Here is a 24658-nt window from a genome sequence, read left to right as displayed (position 1 = left end):
ATGAAAACAAAACTTTCCTGGTTATGTGCAGTGGCAATGGGGATGAGTGCGCTCCCTACAACAATGGCTAACGCAGCGCCTGATAACGCAGCGGCCACGCCTGCCCCTACGGTTCCGGTGGTCGCGCAAGCGACCGATCCTGTTGTCACGGCAGCACCGGGGCAAACGGAAAACGTGGTCCCGAATAAGCCGACGGCGGGGAATACCTTACCTGCCGACAGCCAGGTCGTTGGGCAGGTGATGCCAGGCGTACGAGGTGCCAGTGCGCCTGTCGTCGCCGAAAATGTGCCGTCGCGCGATGTGAAGCTGTCGTTCGCCCAGATTGCCCCGCCGCCGGGCAGTATGGTGCTGCGTGGCATCAATCCTAATGGCGGCGTTGAGTTTGGGATGCGTAGCGACGAAGTGGTATCGAATGCGGTGCTGAATCTGGAATACACGCCGTCACCGTCACTGCTGCCCGTTCAGTCTCAGCTCAAGGTCTACCTGAACGATGAACTGATGGACGTTTTGCCGGTCACCAAAGAGCAGTTAGGTAAGAAAACCCTGGCTCAGGTGCCGATCAACCCGCTGTTCATCACCGACTTTAACCGTGTCCGTCTGGAATTCGTCGGCCACTATCGCGACGTGTGTGAAAACCCGGCCAGCAACACTCTGTGGATGGATATTGGTCGTAACTCCTCGCTGCAGTTGACCTATCAGCCGCTGGCGTTGAAAAACGATCTCTCGGCCTTCCCGGTCCCGTTCTTCGACCCGCGTGACAATCGCCCGTTAAACCTGCCGATGGTCTTTGCCGGTGCGCCAGATGTGACGGAACAGCTTGCCGCCACCATCGTGGCTTCCTGGTTTGGCTCTCGCTCCGGCTGGCGCGGTCAGAGCTTCCCGGTCATGTACGACAAAATGCCGGACAAAAACGCCATTGTGTTTGCCACTAACGCCAAACGCCCGGCGTTCCTGCGCGAACACCCGGACGTGAAAGCGCCGACGATTGAAATGATCAACCACCCGGACAATCCGTATGTGAAGCTGCTGGTCGTCTTCGGGCGTGATGAGAAAGATCTGGTGCAGGCGGCAAAAGGCATTGCGCAGGGGAATGTTCTCTTCCGGGGAAACAGCGTTGTGGTGGACGAGGTGAAACCGCTGCTGCCGCGTAAGCCTTACGATGCCCCTCACTGGGTGCGTACCGATCGCCCTATTAGCTTCGGCGAGCTGAAAACCTATGAAGAGCAACTGCAGTCGACCGGCCTTGAGCCTTCTCCTGTCAGTTTGTCGATGAATCTGCCGCCCGATCTGTATCTGCTGCGCACCAACGGAATTGATATCAACCTGAACTACCGTTACACCGCGCCGTCGACCAAAGACAGCTCGCGGATGGATATCAGCCTGAACAACCAGTTCCTGCAATCATTCAGTCTGACGAGCAACCAGGAAACCAACCGCCTGATGCTCCGCCTGCCTGTGCTGCAGGGGCTGCTGGACGGTAAAACCGATGTGTCCATCCCGGCGCTGAAGCTTGGCGCGATAAACCAGCTGCGTTTCGACTTCCAGTATATGAACCCGATGCCTGGCGGTTCGGTCGATAACTGCATCACCTTCCAGCCGGTACAGAACCATGTTGTGATCGGCGATGAGTCCACTATCGACTTCTCGAAGTATTATCACTTTATCGCGATGCCGGATCTGCGTGCGTTTGCCAACGCCAGCTTCCCGTTCAGCCGCATGGCCGACTTGTCTGAGTCGATTATTGTGATGCCGAAAGCGCCAAATGAGGGGCAGGTGTCGACGCTGCTGAATACGATGGGGACCGTTGGTTCGCAAACCGGTTTACCGGCCATCAACGTCTCGCTCACCGACGATGGCAGCCAAATCCAGAATAAAGATGCCGATATCATGGTCATTGGCACCATTCCGGACAAGCTGAAGGATGATAAACGCGTCGATCTGCTGGTGCAGGCTGCCCAGTCGTGGGTTAACACGCCGCTGCGCCAGACCGAGTTCCCAAGCATTATGCCGGACAGCGGTGACCGCCAGGCCAGCGTTAAAACCAGCGTAAGCTCAACGGGCCCGATGGCGGCAATCGTGGGCTTCCAGTCACCGTACAACGACCAGCGCAGCGTGATCGCCCTGCTGGCAGACAGCCCTCGCGGGTATGAACTGTTAAATTCGGCCATGAACGACAGCGGTAAACGGGCCGCCATGTATGGTTCTGTCTCCGTTATCCGTGAGGCGGGCGTCAACAGCCTGCGCGTCGGCGATGTCTATTATGTCGGTCATCTGCCGTGGTTCGAACGTCTGTGGTATGCCTTGTCCAATCATCCGGTCCTGCTGGCGATTCTGGCTGCAGTGAGTGTGATATTGCTGGCATGGGTGCTGTGGCGTCTGCTGCGTATCATCAGCCGTCGTCGTTTGAATCCGGATCATGAGTAAGCTGTGATGAAAGGCTTTCGCTGGTGTGTATTCGCCGTGTTGATGCTGGCGGCGACGAATCTACGCGCCGCCTGTAGCTGGCCTGCCTGGGAACAGTTTAAACAGGACTACATCAGCGAAAGCGGGCGCGTTATCGATCCCAGTGACGCGCGAAAAATTACCACCTCTGAAGGGCAAAGCTACGCGCTGTTCTTTGCCCTGGCAGCAAACGATCGTAAAGCGTTCGATTTGCTGCTGGCGTGGACGCGCGATAATCTCGCCGGGGGCGATTTAGCGACCAACCTGCCTGCCTGGCTGTGGGGGCAAAAGGACAAAGAGACCTGGGCGGTTATCGACCCAAACTCCGCGTCCGATGCCGATATCTGGATTGCCTGGTCGCTGCTGGAAGCAGGGCGGCTGTGGAAAAATCAGGACTACACCCGCACAGGCAAGGGGCTGCTTAAACGCATCGTCAGCGAGGAAGTGGTGAAAGTGCCGGGTCTGGGCTTCATGCTGCTGCCGGGTAAAACCGGATTTGCCGAAGAGAACGCCTGGCGCTTTAACCCCAGCTACCTCCCGCCACAGCTCGCGAACTATTTCACCCGATTTGGTACGCCGTGGACCACGCTTCGTGAAACCAATCTGCGTTTATTGCTGGAGACGGCACCGAAAGGCTTCTCCCCGAACTGGGTGCAGTACCAGAAAAACAGAGGCTGGCAGCTTGGTCAGGATAAATCGCTGGTGGGCAGCTACGACGCCATCCGCGTTTATCTCTGGGTGGGCATGATGAATGATAAAGATCCGCAGAAGGCTCGGCTGCTGGCACGCTTTAAGCCAATGGCAACGGTGACGGCAAAGCAGGGTATACCGCCGGAGAAAGTAGACGTGGCAACCGGAAAACGGACGGATAAAGGCCCGGTCGGTTTTTCTGCCTCTCTGCTCCCTTTTTTACAGAATCGGGACGCGCAGGCAGCGCAACGACAGCGCGTCGCCGATCGTTTTCCTGATAATAATGCCTATTACAGCTATGTACTGACCCTCTTTGGGCAAGGGTGGGATCAGCATCGTTTTCGCTTCACCACACAGGGTGAATTAATACCGGATTGGGGCCAGGAATGCGCAAGTTCACAATAAATCTACTCAGTTTATCGCTTGGCCTGGCACTGATGCCAATGGCCGGGGCCGCCAATTCCCCCCAGCAGCAACAGTTGCTGGAGCAGGTTCGTCTGGGCGAATCGACGCAGCGTGAGGATTTGGTTCGCCAGTCGCTTTACCGCCTGGAGCTGATCGACCCGAATAACCCGGACGTGATTGCCGCACGTTTCCGTTATCTCTTACGTCAGGGAGATAACGCGGGCGCGCAAAAAGAGCTGGACCGCCTGAAAGGCATGGCGCCGAGCTCCAGCGCATACAAAACGTCCCGCAACACGATGCTGCTCTCCACGCCGGATGGCCGCCAGGCCTTGCAGCAGGCTCGCCTGTTGGCGACGACAGGTCATACGCAGGAAGCCATTGCCGCCTATGACAAACTGTTTGCTGGCGATCCGCCGGATGGCGACCTGGCAGCAGAATACTGGACGCTTGTAGCCAAAGAGCCCGCCAGACGGAATGCCGCCATTAATCAGCTGAAGAAGATTAATGCCAGTAATCCGGGCAATACGCAGCAGCAGGCTGCGCTGGCGCAACTCCTGTTCCAGAGCGGACGCCGCGATGAAGGTTTTGCGGTGTTGCAGGCGATGGCGAAATCCAACAATGGCCGCAATCAGGCATCTGATATGTGGTATCAGCAAATTAAAGATCAGCCTGCCAGCAGTGCCAGCGTCAGCGCGCTGCAGAAATACCTCACGGTGTTTAGCGATGGCGACAACGTGACGGCGGCGCGGGCACAGCTTGACGCACAGCAAAAACAACTTGCCGACCCAACGTTCCGCGCCAAAGCCGAAGGGCTAGCCGCAGTGGATGCCGGGCAGGGCGGTAAAGCGGTGGCAGAACTGCAAAAAGCGGTCAGTGCCAACCATACCGACAGCGAAGCCGTGGGCGCGCTGGGCCAGGCCTATTCACAAAAAGGTGACCGCGCTCGCGCGGTGGCGCAGTTTGAAAAGGCAATCGCCCTCGATCCGCAGAGCGATAATCGGGGCAAGTGGGACAGCCTGCTGAAGGTCAACCGCTACTGGCTGCTGATCCAGCAGGGTGATGCAGCGCTGAAAGCTAACAACACTGCCCAGGCGGAGCGCTATTTCCAGCAGGCGCGCAATATCGATAATACCGACAGCTATGCGGTGTTGGGGTTGGGCGATGCCGCCGCCGCGCGCAAAGATAACGACGCCGCCGAGCGGTATTACCGTCAGGCGCTGCGCATGGACAGCGGCAACAGTAATGCGGTGCGCGGCCTCGCCAATGTGTATCGCGCGCAGTCGCCGGAGAAGGCGACACAGTTTATTCAGTCACTCTCGGCCAGCCAGCGTCGCAGCATAGATGATATTGAACGTAGCCTGACCAACGAACAGCTCTCCGCGCAGGCAGAGCAGCTGGAAAACCAGGGGCAATACGCCCAGGCCGCAGAAATTCAGCGTCGTCGCCTTGCGCTCTCGCCGGGAGACGTATGGATTACCTACCGTCTGTCGCGGGATCTCTACAGCGCGGGTCAGCGCAGTCAGGCGGATACTCTCATGCGCCAGCTGGCAAGCCAGAAGCCGGGCGATCCGGATCAGGTCTACGCCAACGGGCTGTATCTCTCGGGGAACGATCAGGATCGCGCCGCGCTGGCGCATCTGGATACCCTGCCGCGCGACAAGTGGAACGGCAATATTCAGGAGCTGGCTGACCGACTGCAGAGCAATCAGGTGCTGGAAACCGCTAACCGCCTGCGTGACAGCGGGAAAGCGCAGGAGGCTGAAGACCTGCTTCGTCAGCAGCCAGCATCCACACGTATCGATTTAACGCTGGCAGACTGGGCAGAACAGCGTGGCGATCATAACGCCGCGAAAGCGGCCTACAGCACCGTGCTCCAGCGTGAGCCGCAAAACGAAGATGCGCTCCTCGGACTGACCGAAGTTTATATTGCGCAAGGTGATAAAGACGCGGCGCGTGCCGAGCTGGCGAAACTGCCTGCCGCGCAAAATGGTCAACCGCCGTCGCTCAATATGCAACGTCGGATCGCCATGGCGCAGGCCGGCCTGGGCGATTCTGCCGCCGCAGAGCAAACCTTTAGCAAGATTATCCCTCAGGCCAAATCGCAGCCCGCATCGATGGACAATGCGCTGGTGCTGCGTGATGCGGCACGATTCCAGGCCCAGAACGGCCAGCCGCAGCAGGCGCTGGAAACCTATAAAGACGCGATGGTGTCGTCCGGCATCACGTCAACGCGCCCGGCGGATAACGACAGCTTCACCCGCCTGACGCGAAATGATGAAAAAGACGACTGGCTGAAGCGCGGCGTGCGCAGCGATGCCGGTGATTTGTATCGCCAGCAGGATGTGAACGTCACGCTGCAACACGACTACTGGGGCTCCAGCGGCACCGGTGGCTATTCCGACCTGAAAGCGCATACCACGATGCTGCAGGTCGACGCGCCATTGTCAGATGGACGCATGTTCTTCCGAAGCGATCTGGTCAATATGGACGCTGGCTCGTTTGCCACCAATAACGGCACCTACGATCCGAAATGGGGTACCTGTGCCGAAACGCCATGTAGCGGCAACACGAACCAGTCAGCGAACGGTGCTAGCGTGGCCGTGGGCTGGCAGAATAAAACCTGGGCGTGGGATCTGGGTACGACGCCAATGGGCTTCGACGTGGTGGATGTGGTCGGTGGCGTGAGCTACAGCAGTGACCTGGGGCCGATTGGCTACACCCTGAACGCGCATCGTCGTCCTATCTCCAGTTCTGTGCTGGCCTTCGCCGGGCAAAAAGATACCAATACCAACACCACCTGGGGCGGCGTCCGTTCGACCGGCGGCGGTGTGAGCGTAAGCTATGACAAAGGTGAGGCGAACGGCGTCTGGTCGAGCCTGAACATGGACAGCCTGACCGGTAAAAATGTGGAAGATAACTGGCGCATCCGCTGGATGACCGGCTATTACTACAAGCTGATCAACGAAAACAACGAACGTCTGACGGTCGGTGTGTCTAACATGCTCTGGCATTACGACAAAGATCTCAGTGGCTACACGCTGGGACAGGGCGGCTACTATAGCCCGCAGGAGTATGTTTCGTTTGCGTTGCCCGTCACCTGGCGTAAGCGTACTGAGAACTGGTCATGGGAGCTGGGCGGTTCGGTCTCCTGGTCGCATTCGAAGACGAAAGATGAGTTGCGTTATCCGAAACAGGGTCTGATCCCAACCGATGAGCCTGGCCGCTATACCGACAGAGGCGAAATGGAAACCGGTAGCAGCTCCTCCGGTACAGGTTATACCGCGAGAGCGATTATCGAGCGCCGCGTGACCTCCAACTGGTTTGTCGGTCTGGGCGTGGATATTCAGGAAGCAAAAGACTATACCCCGAGCCATGCGCTTCTCTACGTGCGTTATTCTGCTGCAGGCTGGCAGGGCGATATGGACCTGCCGCCAGAGCCGCTGGTCCCTTACGCCGACTGGTAATCGGATTTAACTTAATCCAATTGTAAGTCTCTCTTAAAAGTGCAGCAATCGGGTATACTCAGGCGCACCAGGTTCACTCCCTGGTGCGCCCTGCGCTTCGAGTTCTGTGGAGAGTCATTTTGCGTGTTAGCCGTTCTTTAACGATCAAACAGATGGCGATGGTTTCAGCCGTCACGATGCTGTTTGTCTTTCTCTTCAGCGTTATTTTGCTGTTTCATGCCGTACAGCAGAATCGCTACAACACGGCTTCGCAACTCGAAAGTATTGCCCGTGAGGTGCGTGAGCCGCTGTCGGCCGCGATCCTGAAAGGGGACATTCCCGACGCGGAAACCATTTTAAAACGCATCCAGCCTGCGGGTATTGTCAGCCGCGCGGATGTCGTTCTGCCTAATCAGTTTCAGGCGTTACGGATGCGCTTCATTCCTGAACGCCCCGTCCCGGTCATGGTCATGCGCATGTTTGAGCTACCGGTGCAAATTTCCCTGCCCATCTATTCACTGGAACGTCCGGCCAACCCTCAGCCGTTAGCCTACCTTGTCCTTCAGTCAGACTCCTATCGCATGTATAAGTTTGTCATGAGCTGGGTTGCTACGTTAGTGACTGCTTACTTACTTTTGACGCTTATTTTGAGCGTCGCGCTCACCTGGTGTATTAACCGTTTGATTGTGCATCCGTTGCGCCGCATCGCCAGAGAGCTGAACGACCTACCGCCGCAGGAGCAGATAGGCCACCAGATTGCGCTGCCGCGTCTGCATCATGACGATGAAATCGGCATGCTGGTGCGCAGCTACAACATCAATCAACAGCGCATTATGCGCCAGCAGGATGAACTCAATATCAGTGCCACCCGTTTCCCGGTGTCAGATCTGCCAAATAAAGCCTTCCTGATGGCGATGCTGGAGCAGACGGTTGCCCGCCAACAGACCACCGCGCTGATGGTGGTCGCCTGCGAAACCTTGCAGGATACGGCGGGCGTGCTCAAGGAGAGCCAGCGTGAAATGCTGCTCCTGACGCTGGTGGAAAAGGTGAAATCGGTGCTTGCCCCGCGCATGGTGCTGACTCAGGTTAGCGGCTATGACCTGGTGATCATCGCGCATGGGGTGAAAGAGCCATGGCACGCTATTACGCTAGGTCAGCAAGTGCTCACTGTCATTAATGAGCGGTTACCGATTCAGGGGATCCAGCTTCGTCCGAGCGCCAGTATCGGGATTGCGATGTTCTACGGCGACCTGACGGCAGAGCAGCTTTACCGTCGCGCATTCTCGGCGGCCTTCACCGCGCGACGCAAAGGGAAGAATCAGATCCAGTTCTTCGACCCGGAGCAGATGGAAAAGGCGCAGCAGCGTCTGACCGAAGAGAGCGACATACTGACCGCGCTGGACAACCGCCAGTTTGCCATCTGGCTGCAGCCGCAGGTCAATTTGCTCACAGGTGAAGTGAACAGTGCCGAAGCGTTGCTGCGTATGCAGCAGCCGGATGGCTCGTGGGAGCTGCCTGAGGGGCTGATTGACCGGATTGAATCCTGTGGCCTGATGGTCAGCGTGGGGTACTGGGTGCTGGAAGAGTCCTGCCGCCAGCTTGCGGCCTGGCAGGAGCGGGGCATCACCCTGCCGCTGTCGGTAAACCTCTCCGCCTTACAGCTGATGCACCCGACCATGGTGTCGGAGCTGCTGGAGCTGATCCACCGCTATCGCATCCAGCCGGACACGCTGATTCTGGAAGTGACGGAGAGCCGTCGTATTGACGACCCGAACGAAGCCGTGGCGATCCTGAAACCGCTGCGTAACGCGGGTGTTCGCATCGCGCTGGACGATTTCGGTATGGGCTACGCCGGACTGCGGCAGCTTCAGCATATGAAAACGCTGCCGGTCGACGTGCTGAAAATCGACAAAACCTTTGTCGATGGACTACCGGAAGACAGCAGTATGGTCGAGGCCATTATCCAGATGGCGCGCAGTCTCAACCTGCATGTGATTGCTGAAGGTATCGAAAATGAAGACCAGCGCGACTGGCTGGCTAAAGCGGGTGTGGAGGGCGGCCAGGGCTTCTTATTTGGTCGGGCCGTGCCGTCGGATATCTTCGAAAAAAGCTACCTTGCCGACGTGGGCAATAACGCAAAAGTGTAATTTTGTTGCTGGCTTGTGCGAGCCAGCTCAAAGTTCTTAACATTTGTGTTTCAAATTTGAACCTGGTTTATTTCTGTCCTGTTATGCGGGTGTTATTTTAGAGCCGCAGGTTAACCATAACCTTAAAAAGCCTGTGGTTTTTCTTCCCAAGGACACCCTATGAAAACCTCAATCTTCAAAAGCCTTTACTTTCAGGTCCTGACAGCCATCGCAGTCGGTATTCTGCTTGGTCACTACTACCCTGAACTGGGCGCACAAATGAAGCCGCTTGGCGACGCATTCGTGAAGCTCATCAAAATGGTCATTGCCCCGGTCATCTTCTGTACGGTGGTAACGGGTATCGCTGGCATGGAAAGCATGAAGGCGGTCGGACGTACCGGCGCAGTAGCGCTTCTCTATTTCGAAGTGGTCAGTACGCTTGCCCTGATTATCGGCCTGATCATTGTTAACGTCGTTCAGCCTGGGGCGGGTATGAACGTTGACCCGGCCACGCTCGATGCGAAGGCGGTAGCCGTTTACGCCGAGCAAGCGAAAGATCAGGGGGTTGTCGCCTTCCTGCTCGACGTGATTCCGAGCAGCGTTATCGGCGCATTCGCCAGTGGCAATATCCTGCAGGTGCTGCTGTTTGCCGTGATGTTTGGCTTTGCTCTGCACCGTTTGGGCAGCAAAGGCCAGCTCATCTTCAACGTCATTGAAAGCTTCTCGCAGGTCATCTTTGGCATCATCAACATGATCATGCGTCTGGCCCCGATCGGTGCCTTCGGCGCGATGGCGTTTACCATCGGTAAATACGGCGTCGGCACGCTGGTACAGCTGGGTCAGCTGATTATCTGCTTCTACATCACCTGTATTCTGTTTGTGGTGGTGGTGCTGGGCTCAATCGCCCGTGCGGCGGGGTTCAGCATCTTCAAGTTCATCCGCTACATCCGCGAAGAGTTACTGATTGTTCTGGGCACCTCGTCCTCTGAGTCGGCGCTGCCGCGTATGCTCGATAAGATGGAAAAACTGGGCTGCCGGAAGTCGGTGGTGGGGCTGGTGATCCCGACGGGCTACTCCTTTAACCTGGACGGCACCTCGATATACCTGACGATGGCCGCGGTGTTTATCGCCCAGGCGACCAACAGCCATATGGATATCTTCCATCAAATCACCCTGCTGGTGGTGCTCCTGCTCTCCTCGAAAGGGGCGGCGGGTGTTACCGGAAGTGGGTTCATTGTGCTGGCGGCGACCATTTCAGCGGTGGGACACCTGCCGGTGGCTGGCCTGGCGCTGATCCTGGGTATTGACCGATTTATGTCTGAAGCGCGCGCCTTAACCAACCTGGTGGGTAACGGTGTGGCTACGGTGGTGGTGGCGAAATGGGTGAAAGAGCTGGATCACAAAAAGCTCACCGATACGTTAAATAATCGCCCAACTGACAGCAAATCAGCAGGTTTATCCTCTTAATCACGTCATAATTGCCCGCATTCCCTTGTCGGGATGCGGGCTCCTGCGCATAATAATGCTTCATACCTGTCATACTTCGACAAGATTTTTTTTGGGTATATTTCACTTCCCTCCGTGACGTTTGGCTTAACACGCGGTCTAATCGGAGTGTTTTCATCGTCATCTTTAGAGTGCTCACGTCGCGAGACACTCTTTTTAACCAGGAATGTTGATCAGGGGTTCACATGCAGGGCACAAAAATTCGACTCTTAACCGGCGGTTTGCTGATGATGGCAGCAGCCAGTTATGTGCAGGCAGATGCGCTCCAGCCAGACCCGGCCTGGCAACAAGGGACCCTGGCGAATGGTTTTCAGTGGCAGTTGTTAGCGACTCCGCAGCGTCCCAGCGATCGTATTGAAATTCGTTTGTCAGTGAATACCGGTTCCCTCACTGAAAGCACCCAGCAGACTGGCTTCAGCCACTTTATTCCTCGACTGGCGCTCACCCAGAGCGGCAGTTTGCAGGCGGTACAGGTGCGTTCGCTCTGGCAACAGGCCATCGACCCGAAACGTCCTCTGCCCCCTGCGGTTGTGTCATACGACTACACCATGTTCAACCTGAGTCTGCCAAATAACCGTAACGACCTGCTGAAAGAGGCGCTGACCTATCTCTCCGACGCCACCGGTAACCTGTCGGTGACGCCGGAAACCGTCAACTATGCGCTGAGCAACAGTGACATGGTGGCGACCTGGCCTGTCGATACCAAAGAGGGCTGGTGGCGCTACCGCCTGAAAGGGTCAACGCTGCTCGGTCACGATCCGGCAGAGCCGCTGAAGCAGCCTGTGGATGCCGAGCAGGTCAAATCGTTCTACCAGAAATGGTACACCCCGGATGCGATGACCCTGATCGTGGTCGGCAATGTGGATAGCCGTGCGGTCGTCGAGCAAATCAACAAAGTGTTTGGTGAGCTTAAAGGCAAGCGTGAAACGCCTGCGCCCGTACCGACCCTTTCGCCGCTGCGTCCTGAATCCGTCAGCATCATGACGGACACCGTGCGTCAGGATCGTCTCTCTATGATGTGGGACACCGCCTGGCAGCCTATTCGCGAATCCGCCGCGCTGCTGCGCTACTGGCGTGCAGACCTGGCGCGTGAAGCGCTGTTCTGGCACGTTCAGCAAACGCTCAGTAAAAACAACGTGAAGAATATTGGTCTGGGCTTTGACTGCCGGGTGTTGTTCCAGCGTGCGCAGTGCGCCATTAACGTTGAATCGCCGGGCGATAAGCTGAATACGAACCTGGGCGTGGTGGCGAAAGAGCTGGCAAAAGTGCGTAAAGAGGGGCTCTCTGAAGAGGAGTTCAACGCGCTGGTCGCGCAGAAATCACTTGAGCTGCAGAAACTGTTTGCCACCTATGCTCGCGCCGATACCGATATCCTGATTAGCCAGCGTATTCGCTCCCTGCAAAACCAGGTGGTCGATATCGCGCCGGAGCAGTATCAAAAGCTACGCCAGGATTTCCTCAGCGGTCTGACCGTAGAGATGTTAAATCAGGATTTGCGTCAGCAGCTATCGCAGGATATGGCGTTGATTCTGCTGCAGCCGCAAGGCGAGCCGGAATATAACATGAAGGAACTGAAAGCGACCTGGGATGCGATCATGGCGCCTGAAGCGCAGCCTGCACAGGCTGCATCGGCGGATGATTTGCACCAGGATGCGAGCGATATTCCGCAGGGTCAGTAAGACCCCGGTTCTTGGTTCCCTCTCCCTGTGGGAGAGGGTTAGGGTGAGGGCATCAGCCCGCACCTTATTTAAACAGGCATTGCCTCACGTGGAATAATCGCCCCGCGATACTGAATCACGGTACTCGCCGTTAGGTGACCACGCTGTGCCGCCGCTTCAGGCGTCCCGCCCGTCAGGCGTACCGCCAGATACCCCGCGCTGAAAGAATCTCCCGCCGCCGTCGTATCAATCACTTTCTCCTTCGCCAGTTTCACCGCGGGTACCTCAACCACCGCTTCGCCCGCGATGGCCACCAGGCATGAATCCGCACCGCGTTTAACCACCACTTCGCTCACGCCAGCAGCCTGAGTGCGTGAGATAACCTCATCCACGGGCTTCTCACCCCACAGGGCGTCTTCATCATCCAGGGTCAGGAATGCGATGTCGGTGCATTCCAGCATTTGCTGATAAACCTGCTGCGTCTCTTCGCGGCTGGCCCACAGGCGAGGGCGATAGTTATTATCGAAGATCACCTTGCCGCCGTTGGCGCGGCATTCGCGCAGCAGAGACAGCAGCTTTTCCCGGCTTTCCGGGCTCAGGATCGCCAGGCTGATCCCGCTCAGATAGAGGTAGTCAAAGGTGGCCAGCTCTTCGCAAATGGCGGCGGCGGCATCGCTTTCCAGCCAGAATTTGGCGGCGGCTTCGTTACGCCAGTAGTAGAAGGTGCGCTCGCCGGTGCTGTCAGTTTCGATGTAGTACAGACCCGGCAGGCGGTTTTCCATACGCTGGATAAGGGAGGTGTGAACATTCTCGCTCTGCCAGGACGCCAGCATCTGCTCGCTGAAGCTGTCCGTCCCAAGCGCAGTAACGTAGTTCACGCTCAGTGCGTCAGGAGTAACCTGACGGGCAATATAAACAGATGTGTTTAATGTATCGCCACCAAAACCGCGGCTGACTTCCTCGCCTTTTTGGGACAGCTCAATCATGCATTCGCCAATCACGGCAATTTTTTTGGACATAGTCGTGAACCTGAACAGAGTAATTTACGGTAGTGTGCGTTGAGTGAATTTTGTGGTCAACCATATTAAAACGACGTTCCAATATTTTTTTTGAGCCAGCGCGTGTTCCTGCAAATTTCTGTCATCTTAATTTCATTTTCCCGGCTAATTGAACATAAAGTTCTCAATTAGCGCGCCGATAACCCAGTGACGAGTCCAAAAAGGTCATCCCATACAACAGGACATCTGAAATGAAGTCAGAGCAGGTTATCCAGCGGCTGAACACTACGCCAGAGGCAAGTATTGAGAACTTGCAGGAGCATCGCTACTGGCTGCAATGTGATCGAGCGTACACCTATCAACCCATCTATCGCACCGATGGTCGGCTGATGGCGATTGAGATTTTAACGGTCGTTACACACCCATCGAATCCTTCACAGCGCATTGCGCCTGACCGCTATTTTGCGGAGGTGGCGGTTCGCCAGCGCCTAGATGTGCTGGAAGAACAACTCCGGATGCTGGCAACGAAGCAGGCATTTTTCGCCCGGCACGATATCCTTGCGTCGGTCAATGTAGACGGTCCAACTCTGCTGGCATTGCGCCAGAACGAGAAATTGCAGGCGCTGATTGCCTCCCTGCCATGGATGCGTTTTGAACTGGTGGAGCATGTCCGCCTGCCGCAGGACTCCTCATTTGCCTCCATGTGCGAGTTTGGCCCGCTGTGGCTGGATGACTTCGGCACCGGCATGGCGAACTTCTCGGCCCTTAGCGAAGTGCGTTACGACTACATCAAAGTGGCCCGCGACCTCTTTATCATGCTGCGCCAGACGCAGGAAGGTCGAAACCTGTTCACGCTGCTGCTGCAGCTGATGAATCGCTATTGCCAGGGCGTGATTGTTGAAGGCGTTGAAACGCTGGAAGAGTGGCGTGATGTGCAAAACTCTCCTGCCGCCGCTGCGCAGGGCTACTTCCTCTCTCGTCCGGTGCCGATGGATACGCTCGAAACGGTGATAACAACGCTCTGAACTGCCCGCTTCCCTTTGTCTGGACTATAGTTTTACAGGACAGGTCATCAGGAAAGGGGACAAAAATGACAAAGACAACCAGGGTTATCGCCTGGATCTCAGGGATTTTCTTGTTGTTGATCGCGGTCACCATCATCATTATTGCGACATTCGACTGGAACCGTCTTAAGCCGACCATCAACCAGAAAGTCTCAACTGAGCTGAACCGACCCTTTGCCATACGCGGCGATCTGGGTGTGGTATGGGAACGGCAGAAAGAGGAGACCGGCTGGCGAAGCTGGGTGCCCTGGCCGCACGTTCACGCCGATGACATTATTCTTGGCAACCCGCCGGACATCCCTGACGTGACAATGGTTCACCTGCCGCGCGTTGAAGCCACGCTGGCACCGCTCGCGCTGCTGACCAAAACGGTTTACCTGCCGTGGATCAAACTCCAGCAGCCTGACGCACGCCTGATCCGCCTTTCTGAAAAGAACAACAACTGGACGTTTAACCTTGCCAGCGACGGCGAGAAAGATCCCAATGCGCAGCCCTCTTCGTGGTCATTCCGCCTTGATAACATTCTTTTCGATCGCGGGCGGATCGCCATTGACGATAAGGTCAGCAAAGCAGACGTGGAGATCCTGGTCGATCCGCTTGGTAAGCCACTGCCGTTTAGCGAAGTCACGGGCAGCAAGGCCAAAGGCGACAGCGCAAAAGCGGGCGATTACGTTTTCGGTCTGACGGCAAAAGGGCGCTATAACGACCAGCCGCTGACCGGGAAAGGGAAGATTGGCGGCATGCTGGCGCTCAGGAGCGAGGGCACACCGTTCCCGGTGCAGGCGGATTTCCGTTCCGGTAACACCCGCGTGGCGTTCGTGGGCACGGTTAACGACCCGATGAACATGGGCGGTGTTGACCTGCAGCTGAAGTTTGCCGGTGATTCGCTGGGTGAGCTGTATGAACTGACCGGCGTGCTGCTGCCGGATACCCCACCGTTTGAAACGGACGGACATCTGGTGGCAAAAATCGACACCGAGAAATCGTCGGTCTTTGACTACAGGGATTTCAACGGCCGCATTGGCGACAGCGATATTCACGGTTCGCTGACCTACACCACCGGCAAACCGCGTCCGAAACTGGAAGGTGACGTCGAGTCCCGTCAGCTGCGTCTGGCCGATCTCGGCCCGCTGATTGGCGTGGATTCCGGCAAAGGCACCAAATCAAAAGAGGTGAAAAAGGACATCCAGCCTGCAGGAAAAGTGCTGCCTTACGATCGCTTTGAGACCGATAAGTGGGACGTGATGGATGCGGACGTCCGCTTCAAAGGGCGCAAAATTGAGCATGGCAGCACGCTGCCGTTGAGCGATCTTTCGACGCATATCATCCTGAAAAACGCCGATCTGCGTCTGCAGCCGCTGAAGTTTGGCATGGCGGGCGGGACGATTTCCTCGAACATTCATCTGGAAGGCGACAAAAAGCCGATGCAGGGACGGGCAGAGATTCAGGCGCGCAGGCTTAAGCTAAAAGAGCTGATGCCGGACGTCGAACTGATGCAGAAAACCCTCGGTGAGATGAACGGCGATGCCGACATTCGCGGCGTGGGCAACTCCGTGGCGGCGCTGCTGGGCAGCGGTAATGGTAACCTGAAACTGCTGATGAACGACGGGCTGATCAGCCGCAACCTGATGGAAATTCTGGGGCTTAACGTCGGTAACTTTATCATCGGCCAGATTTTCGGCGACGATGAAGTCCGCGTGAACTGTGCGGCGGCAAACGTGGATCTGGTCAACGGCGTGGCGCGCCCGCAGATCTTCGCCTTCGATACGGAGAATGCGGTGATCAACGTGACCGGGACGGCCAGTATGGCCTCTGAGCAACTTGATCTCACCATCGACCCGGAAAGTAAGGGGATACGTATCATCACCCTGCGCTCGCCGCTCTACGTGCGCGGCACCTTCAAAAATCCGCAGGCGGGCGTGAAGCCCGGGCCGCTGATTGCGCGCGGTGCGGTAGCGGCAGCGCTTGCCACGCTGGTGACGCCCGCTGCGGCTCTGCTGGCGCTGATTTCGCCGTCAGAAGGGGATGCCAATCAGTGCCGGAACATTTTGTCGCAGATGAAGAAGTAAGGTGCGGCCTGTTTTTGCCGGGTGGCGCTGCGCTTGCCCGGCCTACATTTGAATCGTAGGCCGGGTAAGGCGTAGCCGCCACCCGGCATTAGCTTACAGAGCCTGATGCTTAGTCTCGTGCGTCAGCAGCAGCGCAATCAGCGTCAGTGCTGCCATGGCCGCCAGATAGACGCCCACGTAGAACAGACCATAGTTCGCCTGCAGCCAGGTAGCGATATACGGCGCAACGGACGCGCCCAGAATAGAGGCAACGTTGTAGGAGAACGACGCGCCTGTATAACGCACTTCCGTCGGGAACAGCTCCGGCAGCAGCGCACCCATCGGGCCGAAGGTCAGGCCCATCAGGCTCAGGCCAATCAGCAGATACGCCATCACCAGTGCAGGGCTACCGGAACCCAACAGTGGCGGGAAGACGAACAGCGCGAACAGAATAATCAGCGTGGTGATCACAATCATGCTTGAGCGGCGACCAAACTTATCCGCCAGCAGACCCGCAATCGGCACCATCACGCCAAAGCCAATCACCGCCATCATCAGCATCCACAGCACTTCGTTACGCGGCAGACCCAGACCCACCGGCGCGGCGGCGGTGCTGTACGTCATTGAGTAGACGGTCATGATGTAAAACAGCGTATACGTCGCCAGCATGATAAAGGTGCCCAGCACGGTCACGCGGACGTGTTTGGTCAACAGCGTTCCCAGCGGGACTTTTACCTGTTTTTTCGCTGCCGCGACTTTGGCAAAGACCGGCGTTTCGTGCAGAGAGACGCGCACATACAGACCAATCAGCACCAGTACGGCAGAGAAGACAAACGGAATACGCCAGCCCCAGCTCATGAACTGTTCATCCGTCAGCAGCCAGGAGAGCAGCAGGAAGGTGCCGTTCGCGAAGAAGAAGCCAATCGGTGCGCCCAGTTGCGGAAATGAGCCATACAGCGCACGCTTGCGCGCCGGGGCGTTCTCGGTGGCCAGCAGCGCCGCGCCACCCCATTCACCGCCCAGGCCCAAACCCTGACCAAAACGCGCCAGCGCCAGCAGAACCGGTGCCAGAATGCCGATGGTCTCATAGGTTGGCAGCAGACCGATGGCCACGGTGGAGATCCCCATCGTCAGCAGCGATGCCACAAGCGTCACTTTGCGGCCAACGCGATCGCCAAAGTGACCAAAGACCGCTGAACCAATTGGACGCGCCACGAAGGCGATAGCAAAGGTTGCCAGAGACTGTAGCGTTGCCGCCGTCGGATCGCCCTGCGGGAAGAAAATATGCGGGAAGACGATAACCGCTGCGGTGGCATAAATATAAAAGTCGAAGAACTCAATGGCGGTGCCAATCAGCGATGCGACGACAACTTTGTTACGCGAGTTGACCGGAACGTTTTCCGCCCCTTCGTTAAGTGTTGTGGCTGTTGCTTGCATAATATTTTCTTATTTTTGGACGAACGAAAGGCCATATTACGCATAGCAAAAGCGACATTTCAATCTGTAACAAAGTCGCGAGGCGGTGATAAAAGCAACAAAAAGCGGATAATTTTCAGACCAGCGAAATACCTTCCATGAAATGCTTCACACTTTTCAAATATTAGTGATTAAAACTGGTTTTTGGTTAAATAAAAGTTACGGTCTGGATTTATATGCTGAAATGATTGGCCGGGCTGAAATATCAGCCCGACAGGGGGCTTAGCGGTGGGTTTTTCCCGGCATGCGCGGGTCATCTTTATACTCGGCAGTGGCGATCCACGCCGCGCAGAACAACGTCAGGCGAGCGAAGAAGTAGAAGAACGCCATCAGCCCCAGTACGGAGCCAAACGCCGCGCCGGACGGGGATTTCACCAGCGACGGCAGAGTGTAGGTCATTACGATTTTGATCACCTCAAAGCCAATCGCCGCAATGAGCGTCCCGCGAATGAGCGCTTTCTTACGCGGACGATGGCGCGGCAGGCGCCAGAAGATCCAGAAGAACAGCAGGTAGTTGGCAAAAATGGAGATGGCCAGGCCAATCCCGCGCCATGCGGGCTTCAGCCATTCGATGTAATCAAGATAGAGCGCGGAGATGATCATCTGCTGCGCCGAGCCTGCAACGGAAGTGATGGAAAGCGTCACGATCAGCGCCACGAGCAGACCAATCAGCGAGACAAAATCACGAAAATACTTAACCCAAATTTTCTCCTGATCCTGCGGCGTGCGCTCCCACACGTCGCGCGACTGGGCGCGAATGGCTTCACGCAGGTTGCCCATCCAGTTAATGCCGGAATAGAGGGCAATCAGTAAACCGACGATACCGACGGTAGTACGCTGCTGTACGGCGGTATTGATGGTGCTTTTCAGCGTGGAGGCGAGCGTTGGGTCGCTGACGTTAATCAGGATCTTATTGAAAATGTCCTGCAGCAGCGTCGGGTGTGACGCCAGCACAAAACCGGCGGCAGCAAACGACACCATCAGGATCGGGATCATCGATAAGAAAGAAAAGTAAGTAATGGCCGCCCCAAACTGATTCCCCATGCGGTCGTTAAACCGTTCTGCGGCGCGTATCAGGTGCGCAATCATGGGAAGCTGCTGGATCTTTTCTGCCATGCTGGTCACCGTGCCCAGCGCTTTGCTGGCTGTCCCAGGCGTTGCGGGCGCTTCAGGCTCGGTTTCCATCTTTTTGATGGGTTCATACTCTAAATGTTGAGTCGGTCGTTGCGGATTGTTTTCCGGCGTCACGCGCATTTTCCTTTTCGTTGAGCTGGATGTGTTTTTGAATTATAGCTTGCGACTAGTCCACGTAAGCTTTCGTGAGTTCAGTTAGCCACTCCATAAACAGATGTACCCGGCGGGAGAGGTTACGGCGGTGAGGATAAATCAGCGAAACGGGCATCGGTTCCGCCCGGTACTGCGGGAGGATCTCAACCAGTTTCTTCGCGCGCAGTAAATCGCGCACCCCAACCCGCGGAACCTGAATAATGCCTAACCCCGCAAGGCAAGCAGCCTGGTAGGTCTCCGTGCTGTTGACCGTTAACACACCGCCCGTCTTGACCCACTGCGTCGTGCTGCCGTTATAAAACTCGAAGCCCTGCGGGCGTGTGCCCAGCGTGGCGGCATAGTGGATCACCGCATGTGAAGCCAGATCCTCCAGCGTCTCAGGATAGCCGAAGCGCGTCAGATACGCCGGGCTGGCGCAGTTGATGACGGACAGCTTGCCCAGCGGTCGGGCTATCAGCCCTGAATCCTTCAGCGTGCCCACGCGCACCACGCAGTCAAACCCCTCGCGAACCACGTCCACCAGACGGTCGCTGCTGCTGAGTTCCAGTTCGATGCCGGGATACTGTTGCAGAAAGGCGGGCAGTTTGGGGATGACTAAATTTCGCGCAACGCCAACGGGCATATCGACACGCAACCGTCCGCTGATGCTGGAAGGGTCATGAAGGAACATGCTGTCCAGTTCGTCGAGGTTTGCCAGCAGATCTTTTGTGCGTTCGTAATAGACCATCCCATCCTGCGTCAGGCTGACGCGACGGGTGGTACGGTGCAATAGCTGGGTGCCCAGCTGGTTTTCCAGTGCCTGGATTTGCCGCGAAACGCTGCCCTTTGGCAGGCTCAGCGTCTCCGCCGCGCGGGAAAAACTCTCCAGTTCTGCGACACGGATGAACAATTGCATTGCGTGAATTTTATCCATAGGCGGCGCTCATTGTTGTTCTTAATGAAACAGTGAAGCGTTATCCACTGTCTTTATTGATTTTCTATCACCTAATAAGCTCTTTCTCAATCTCCATAACAGCCGAAACGAGGTTTCTCATGAGTGAACGTATTGCATTAGTGACCGGTGGTAGCCGTGGCCTGGGTAAAAACGCGGTTTTGAAGCTGGCGGCAGAAGGGACGGGGATCGTCCTGACCTATAACAGCAGCGAGCGGGAAGCGCAGAACGTCGTGCGTGAAATTGAGCAAAAAGGGGTTAAGGCGGTGGCATTACAGCTTAACGTCGGCGAAATCGCCACTTTCGGTGACTTTGCTAAAAAAGTGCAGGAAAGCCTGAAGACGGTCTGGCAACGTGACGCCTTTGATTATTTATTAAACAACGCGGGCACGGGTTTATATGCACCCTATACCGAGACGACGGAAGCTCAGTTTGATGACGCCATGAACATCCACTTTAAAGGGCCGTTCTTCCTGACTCAGACCCTGCTGCCTCTGATAAAGGACGGTGGGCGCATTCTGAACGTCTCCAGCGGCCTGGCCCGTTTCACCCAGCCGGGCTCGGGTACCTATGCGGCGATGAAAGGGGCGATGGAAGTGCTGACCCGCTATCAGGCGAAAGAGCTGGGCGCTCGAGGGATCGCCGTCAACATTATCGCCCCCGGCGCGATCGAAACCGACTTTGGCGGCGGACGCGTACGTGACAACGCCGAGCTTAATCAACTGCTGGCGTCGCAGACGGCGCTGGGTCGCGTGGGCCTGCCGGACGACATTGGCGATGCCATTGCCGCCCTGCTTAGCGACAAACTGGGCTGGATGAACGCGCAACGCATTGAAGTGTCAGGCGGTATGTTCCTCTAAGCCGCACGCTTAAGGGGAGGGAACCTCTTAAGGAAATCCTTAAGACAAATGTGTCCAGATACGGGTAGATATAAAGAAAACGGGTGGATTTGTAACCTCTCCATTCATTGAGTTTTTTCTCAAATAATGCCTCTGTAGAATCCCCCCTCGCTATTCTCAGAGGGAGAAAAACGATGCGAGTAATCATGTTTGACAGGCAGTCGATATTTATTCATGGAGCGATACAGAGTCTGCAAAAGTTAATTCCGGAATTAGATATGACGGGGAACAGTCAGGCTGATGAATTATGGGCGCAGTTGTCCGCGTCACCCGCCGCTATCGTGATGATTGACGGGAGTTTAATTCAGAAAGAGGGCATCGTTTTCCTGGAGGAAATCATACATCGCTTCCCGGCAATCCGTGTGGTGATGGTTCTGGCGAAAAAAGAGAGCCGATGGATCGAGCAGGTGAAGCAGCGAAACGTGATGGCGATTATTCCCCGCAATGCGAACCCGGAGCGATTCGCCGCCGTGCTGGATTCCGTGTCCAGAGGGATGATCTGTTTTCCCGGGGAGTGGCTCAGGCAGCAGGCTTCGCAGGAGGCTTTATTAACGCTAAGCGAGCGTCAGCGTGAAGTGTTGAAACGCCTGGCTGCCGGGGAGTCAAATAAGGAAATTAGCCGCAGCCTGAATATCAGCGCGGCAACGGTTAAAGCACATCTGGAAGCGCTTTTCCGTCGGCTGGATGTCAAAAACAGAACGCAGGCGGCCATGTACTACACCCGTTCAACGGCCTGAAGCCATGCTTTTACCCGCGTCGGTATTTCACCGAAGCTGAATATCATTAATATCAGCGCGTCATGCTGCTGTTGGGTTAAGGGGATCGTCACATTTTCCCGCAGCAGCGCCTCGCATAATTGCAAATCGCCGTGGAGTAAATATTCTGCCTCGGTGGGGGTGATAAGACGGCGAAAATCTTCCCGCGGGTGGATGATGTGACCATATCCGATAACCCATATTCCGTTTATGTCACGATATTTCTCCAGGGAAAGCCCCTGATTTTTTTTAATTAACGCAATCGCAGCAGACGATATCTTTAGCGTAGAACCTGGCATATTCGTTTCCTCTTAATGGCAACACTGTAGAGGAAACGACGCGGGAGAAATATCCGCCAAATGGCTATTGCTCAGGGATTATTATTCAGATATTCATGCTTCAATAAGCCAAATAGCCAGTCATTTTGCCATTGACCGCCAAGGTAATAATTCTCGCGCAGTTCGCCTTCCAGTTGAAAACCTGTTTTTTCCAGTACACGCTTTGACGCGATATTTCCCGCCGTGACGGTGGCGGTAAGCCGACGAATACCGCCCTGAAGAAAGGCATAATCGCAAAGCGCCCGCAGCGATTCGAAGCCGTAACCTTTCCCGTGTGCCGCAGGTGCGAAAAGGAATCCGACTTCGGCACAATCTTCTTCCCGATGAATGTAACCCGTGACGCCCAGCGGAGCCTGCGAGGCCGTATCACGCACGGTGAGGCAAAGCCAGTGCGCGCTGCCCGGCGACCATGGGACGAGACGAGAATCGAACGCGGCGCGGATCTCTGCCAGAGGGCGGTTTTTCGCCACAAAGCGCATCACGTTGGGATCGTGCTGTAGCGCGAGAAAAAATGGCCAGTCCTGCTCGTGCAGCGGTGAACAGGTGAGACGCGCGGTCGTTAATACGGGCATTCAGATTCTCCTGAAACATTTTAAATGATTATAAGGTTGTCACTTTATTTCAACAGAAAGTCAGGTATGTTTAACGTCGTATAAATAAAAGAAAAAAAGGCTGTTTCATGCCTGGCCCAGGCGTTTTCATTGTCTCTGAAGGAATACAATGACTCTCAGCACATCACACCCCATACGCGAACAGTTTGAACACTGTCTTGCGGTTATTCGTCAGGCGTCAGTCGAAATTCTGCTCCTGCTGAATGTACATGCTTCTGAAGGAAAAGATCCACGCTGGTTTCTGGAACAGCTGGACAGTGCCCGCTTAGGTCTGGGGGGATGGACTGCTGTTGCGAAGCAACTCAACCTGAACGACGCTGAAATGTCGACATTTACGCTACAGCTGCGCCTGCTGCAGCAGCGCGTGCCTCAGTATGAAAGCGGGCAGGATGTCACTGAAAATCAGCTGATTGCGGCGATGCGGTTTGTGACGACTCTGGAGCATCTTCGTCTCCAACAGCCTCTTCTGACTTACAACACCGAGCTGGCGCACGGTAGCGAAATCAAACAGCAGCAGGCGCATAAGCAGGTGCGTGCTATCGAATTGATGATGAAGGGGCTGATCCAGCAGGCGTGGCCCGATCAGGTGCGGCTCAATAATCATCTCAAGACCCTGTTTAATGCCGATCGCGTTCGTCGCTGGCTGAAGCTGGGCGACATTAACGATGTGTTGAGCGGCATGATGTTCAGCGAGCTGGCGCAGCTGCTGGTGGATAAAAAAGAATTTAGCCGTTACTACGCGTCACTGTTTAGCGATCCCGCCATGCTGACGCTGCTGGTGGAGCCGCGCATCACCCTGCAAACCTTCCTTGATGACATCCGACAAATCCGCAACAGTATTACCGTGCAGCGGGCATTAAGTTCCGCGCAAATCCTGCTTCTCGATCGCTACTATACGCAAGTCACCCGACCCGTTCAGCGCGCGTTTGAAGAGGGAAGAACGCGCGTCAATCCGGCGGGATTACTGGCCGTGGATGCCAGTGAACTGCATGCCTTCTGGGAAAAGGCGCAGAAAATGGACCGGGTCACGGGCGGCGATCTGTTCGAGGTGCGTGACAGTATTGAAAAGCCCACCCAGCGCGCGCCGCGAACGCCTGAACAGCGCGAGCAGCTCATTTCCGGCGTGCTGTGGGGCGCGGTTGGCGTCATGGTTATCGCGATTATTGCCGGGGGCGTCTGGCTTGTGACCAGCGGCAAACCGCAGCACGTCGCGGCAAATGCCGCAGCCACGCCTCCAGTAGAGGAAATGCGTGAAACGCCTTCCTCGCGTGAGACGCTGACGCGCATGGGCGTCACCTGGGACGAGAATAATTTCCGTTCAGCCATCAACCGCAATGACACCCGCGTGGCGCTGCTTTTCTTGCAGGGTGGCATGGACTGGAAGCTGTCCTGGACGGAAGAGGCGATGTCGTCAGACCATGACGACGTGCTTGAACTGATGCTGCGCTATCGGAAAAACATGGTGGAAGAGAAGCCGTGCCGTCGGTTTATCAACACGCTTAGCCACGCGATGGCGAACGGTGAGTCTCTGACGTCAACGCGTAAAGACTATTTAAAAGCGTTTTGCACCGTACCCGCTGTTGTGAAGCGCCAGCAGCACGACGCGGATATGGCGAAGCGCCGCGCGCAGGCACAGCCGGGCTCTGAAACGAAAAAATGGCAGTCTATTCAGACCGCCATTTATGAGGTGATTCGCTGATTGTGTCTCCCTCTCCCGCAGGGCTGAGAAATGCTCAGTAATGTTTAAACAGAAGCAATAAAGTTGTTTCAGAACGATTGAAGGCTTTCAGCGATGCTCTGGTCCGGCTGTAAATCGCTGAGGCGTCCCCGATAAGCCGGAAGGAATAAGCCGAGGGGACCGCGAAGCGGCGATTTACCGCCGGGAGCCCGGGTCGCCAGGGTGGTGGCGACTGAGCCACCCTGGCACGTTCACCGGTCATGTCGTTACAGAGTAGCAAGGAACATAAAGTGAACGGAATGA

17 protein-coding genes are annotated in these 24658 nt (G+C 56.1%); 11 read left to right on the top strand and 6 right to left on the bottom strand.

Annotated features, from left to right (window positions below; genetic code table 11):
• From bcsB to HV355_RS10140, 6 genes are all read left to right on the top strand, one after another.
• Positions 1–2424: a cellulose biosynthesis cyclic di-GMP-binding regulatory protein BcsB gene (gene bcsB / locus HV355_RS10165; protein ID WP_182401770.1), complete on the top strand. Its 2424-nt coding sequence runs from the start codon at positions 1–3 to the stop codon at positions 2422–2424.
• 6 nt (positions 2425–2430) lie between these two features.
• The gene (gene bcsZ, locus HV355_RS10160; protein ID WP_182401802.1) at positions 2431–3537 is read left to right on the top strand and encodes a cellulose synthase complex periplasmic endoglucanase BcsZ; all 1107 of its coding nucleotides are present in this window, start codon (positions 2431–2433) and stop codon (positions 3535–3537) included.
• Positions 3519–7001, top strand: coding sequence for a cellulose synthase complex outer membrane protein BcsC (gene bcsC, locus HV355_RS10155; RefSeq protein ID WP_174339980.1), 3483 nt, complete (start codon positions 3519–3521; stop codon positions 6999–7001). Before bcsZ ends, bcsC begins: the two co-directional genes overlap by 19 nt.
• A gap of 119 nt (positions 7002–7120) precedes the next feature.
• Entirely contained in the window at positions 7121–9127 is a 2007-nt protein-coding gene (hmsP, locus tag HV355_RS10150) for a biofilm formation regulator HmsP (RefSeq protein WP_214594975.1), read from the top strand.
• A gap of 159 nt (positions 9128–9286) precedes the next feature.
• Positions 9287–10573 (top strand): dicarboxylate/amino acid:cation symporter, encoded by a 1287-nt coding sequence (locus tag HV355_RS10145; protein WP_010426035.1) that lies wholly within the window; start codon positions 9287–9289, stop codon positions 10571–10573.
• Positions 10574–10797: 224 nt separating this feature from the next.
• Positions 10798–12291: a pitrilysin family protein gene (locus tag HV355_RS10140; RefSeq protein WP_108417653.1), complete on the top strand. Its 1494-nt coding sequence runs from the start codon at positions 10798–10800 to the stop codon at positions 12289–12291.
• A 68-nt stretch (positions 12292–12359) separates the two neighbouring features.
• Here the strand turns inward: HV355_RS10140 and HV355_RS10135 are convergent, their stop codons facing one another.
• A complete protein-coding gene (locus tag HV355_RS10135) occupies positions 12360–13289 on the bottom strand; it encodes a sugar kinase (RefSeq protein ID WP_126816115.1) in 930 nt (309 codons plus the stop codon).
• Positions 13290–13519: 230 nt separating this feature from the next.
• Here HV355_RS10135 and pdeH point away from each other — a divergent pair, with 230 nt between their 5' ends.
• Together pdeH and HV355_RS10125 are read left to right on the top strand one after the other, a co-directional pair.
• Positions 13520–14293: a cyclic-guanylate-specific phosphodiesterase gene (gene pdeH / locus HV355_RS10130; RefSeq protein WP_010426029.1), complete on the top strand. Its 774-nt coding sequence runs from the start codon at positions 13520–13522 to the stop codon at positions 14291–14293.
• A 65-nt stretch (positions 14294–14358) separates the two neighbouring features.
• Entirely contained in the window at positions 14359–16401 is a 2043-nt protein-coding gene (locus HV355_RS10125; protein ID WP_010426027.1) for an AsmA family protein, read from the top strand.
• Between the two features lie 93 nt (positions 16402–16494).
• Here the strand turns inward: HV355_RS10125 and HV355_RS10120 are convergent, their stop codons facing one another.
• The 3 genes from HV355_RS10120 to HV355_RS10110 form a co-directional block, all read right to left on the bottom strand.
• Positions 16495–17817, bottom strand: a complete 1323-nt coding sequence (locus HV355_RS10120; protein WP_010426025.1) for an MFS transporter — start codon at positions 17815–17817, stop codon at positions 16495–16497.
• Positions 17818–18078: 261 nt separating this feature from the next.
• Positions 18079–19104, bottom strand: coding sequence for an inner membrane protein YhjD (gene yhjD / locus HV355_RS10115; protein WP_010426024.1), 1026 nt, complete (start codon positions 19102–19104; stop codon positions 18079–18081).
• A 52-nt stretch (positions 19105–19156) separates the two neighbouring features.
• Complete coding sequence (locus HV355_RS10110; protein WP_182401768.1) at positions 19157–20056, bottom strand: LysR family transcriptional regulator; 900 nt, start codon at positions 20054–20056, stop codon at positions 19157–19159.
• 119 nt (positions 20057–20175) lie between these two features.
• On the opposite strand from HV355_RS10110, the gene HV355_RS10105 reads away from it, so the two are divergent.
• Entirely contained in the window at positions 20176–20934 is a 759-nt protein-coding gene (locus HV355_RS10105) for an SDR family oxidoreductase (RefSeq protein ID WP_182401767.1), read from the top strand.
• A 173-nt stretch (positions 20935–21107) separates the two neighbouring features.
• Positions 21108–21710, top strand: a complete 603-nt coding sequence (locus tag HV355_RS10100; RefSeq protein ID WP_182401765.1) for a response regulator transcription factor — start codon at positions 21108–21110, stop codon at positions 21708–21710.
• On the opposite strand, the gene HV355_RS10095 is transcribed toward HV355_RS10100, so the two are convergent.
• Both HV355_RS10095 and HV355_RS10090 read right to left on the bottom strand, forming a co-directional pair.
• Positions 21689–22027 carry a lysozyme gene (locus tag HV355_RS10095; RefSeq protein ID WP_182401763.1) on the bottom strand — a complete coding sequence of 113 codons (339 nt, stop codon included), beginning with the start codon at positions 22025–22027 and terminating at the stop codon, positions 21689–21691. The two genes, HV355_RS10100 and HV355_RS10095, sit on opposite strands and share 22 nt — an antisense overlap.
• A gap of 71 nt (positions 22028–22098) precedes the next feature.
• A complete protein-coding gene (locus HV355_RS10090; RefSeq protein ID WP_182401761.1) occupies positions 22099–22638 on the bottom strand; it encodes a GNAT family protein in 540 nt (179 codons plus the stop codon).
• 148 nt (positions 22639–22786) lie between these two features.
• Here HV355_RS10090 and HV355_RS10085 point away from each other — a divergent pair, with 148 nt between their 5' ends.
• Entirely contained in the window at positions 22787–24376 is a 1590-nt protein-coding gene (locus HV355_RS10085; RefSeq protein WP_182401759.1) for an STY4199 family HEPN domain-containing protein, read from the top strand.
• Positions 24377–24658 lie beyond the last annotated feature (282 nt).

The sequence above is a fragment of the Enterobacter sp. RHBSTW-01064 genome, assembly GCF_014103035.1.
Classification (GTDB): Bacteria; Pseudomonadota; Gammaproteobacteria; order Enterobacterales; family Enterobacteriaceae; genus Enterobacter; species Enterobacter mori.
The sequence above is the reverse complement of the archived record's forward strand: the minus strand, read 5'-3'. Positions and strand labels throughout refer to the sequence as shown.

Excerpts from the sequence above, each read along its gene's own strand:
- HV355_RS10090 (WP_182401761.1), bottom strand. The coding sequence starts at position 22,638 with ATGCCCGTATTAACGACCGCGCGTCTCACCTGTTCACCGCTGCACGAG.
- HV355_RS10100 (WP_182401765.1), top strand. The coding sequence starts at position 21,108 with ATGCGAGTAATCATGTTTGACAGGCAGTCGATATTTATTCATGGAGCG.
- HV355_RS10110 (WP_182401768.1), bottom strand. The coding sequence starts at position 20,056 with ATGGATAAAATTCACGCAATGCAATTGTTCATCCGTGTCGCAGAACTG.
- HV355_RS10145 (WP_010426035.1), top strand. The coding sequence starts at position 9,287 with ATGAAAACCTCAATCTTCAAAAGCCTTTACTTTCAGGTCCTGACAGCC.
- bcsB (WP_182401770.1), top strand. The coding sequence starts at position 1 with ATGAAAACAAAACTTTCCTGGTTATGTGCAGTGGCAATGGGGATGAGT.
- HV355_RS10125 (WP_010426027.1), top strand. The coding sequence starts at position 14,359 with ATGACAAAGACAACCAGGGTTATCGCCTGGATCTCAGGGATTTTCTTG.
- HV355_RS10120 (WP_010426025.1), bottom strand. The coding sequence starts at position 17,817 with ATGCAAGCAACAGCCACAACACTTAACGAAGGGGCGGAAAACGTTCCG.
- bcsZ (WP_182401802.1), top strand. The coding sequence starts at position 2,431 with ATGAAAGGCTTTCGCTGGTGTGTATTCGCCGTGTTGATGCTGGCGGCG.
- bcsC (WP_174339980.1), top strand. The coding sequence starts at position 3,519 with ATGCGCAAGTTCACAATAAATCTACTCAGTTTATCGCTTGGCCTGGCA.
- HV355_RS10095 (WP_182401763.1), bottom strand. The coding sequence starts at position 22,027 with ATGCCAGGTTCTACGCTAAAGATATCGTCTGCTGCGATTGCGTTAATT.
- pdeH (WP_010426029.1), top strand. The coding sequence starts at position 13,520 with ATGAAGTCAGAGCAGGTTATCCAGCGGCTGAACACTACGCCAGAGGCA.
- HV355_RS10085 (WP_182401759.1), top strand. The coding sequence starts at position 22,787 with ATGACTCTCAGCACATCACACCCCATACGCGAACAGTTTGAACACTGT.
- HV355_RS10105 (WP_182401767.1), top strand. The coding sequence starts at position 20,176 with ATGAGTGAACGTATTGCATTAGTGACCGGTGGTAGCCGTGGCCTGGGT.
- HV355_RS10140 (WP_108417653.1), top strand. The coding sequence starts at position 10,798 with ATGCAGGGCACAAAAATTCGACTCTTAACCGGCGGTTTGCTGATGATG.
- HV355_RS10135 (WP_126816115.1), bottom strand. The coding sequence starts at position 13,289 with ATGTCCAAAAAAATTGCCGTGATTGGCGAATGCATGATTGAGCTGTCC.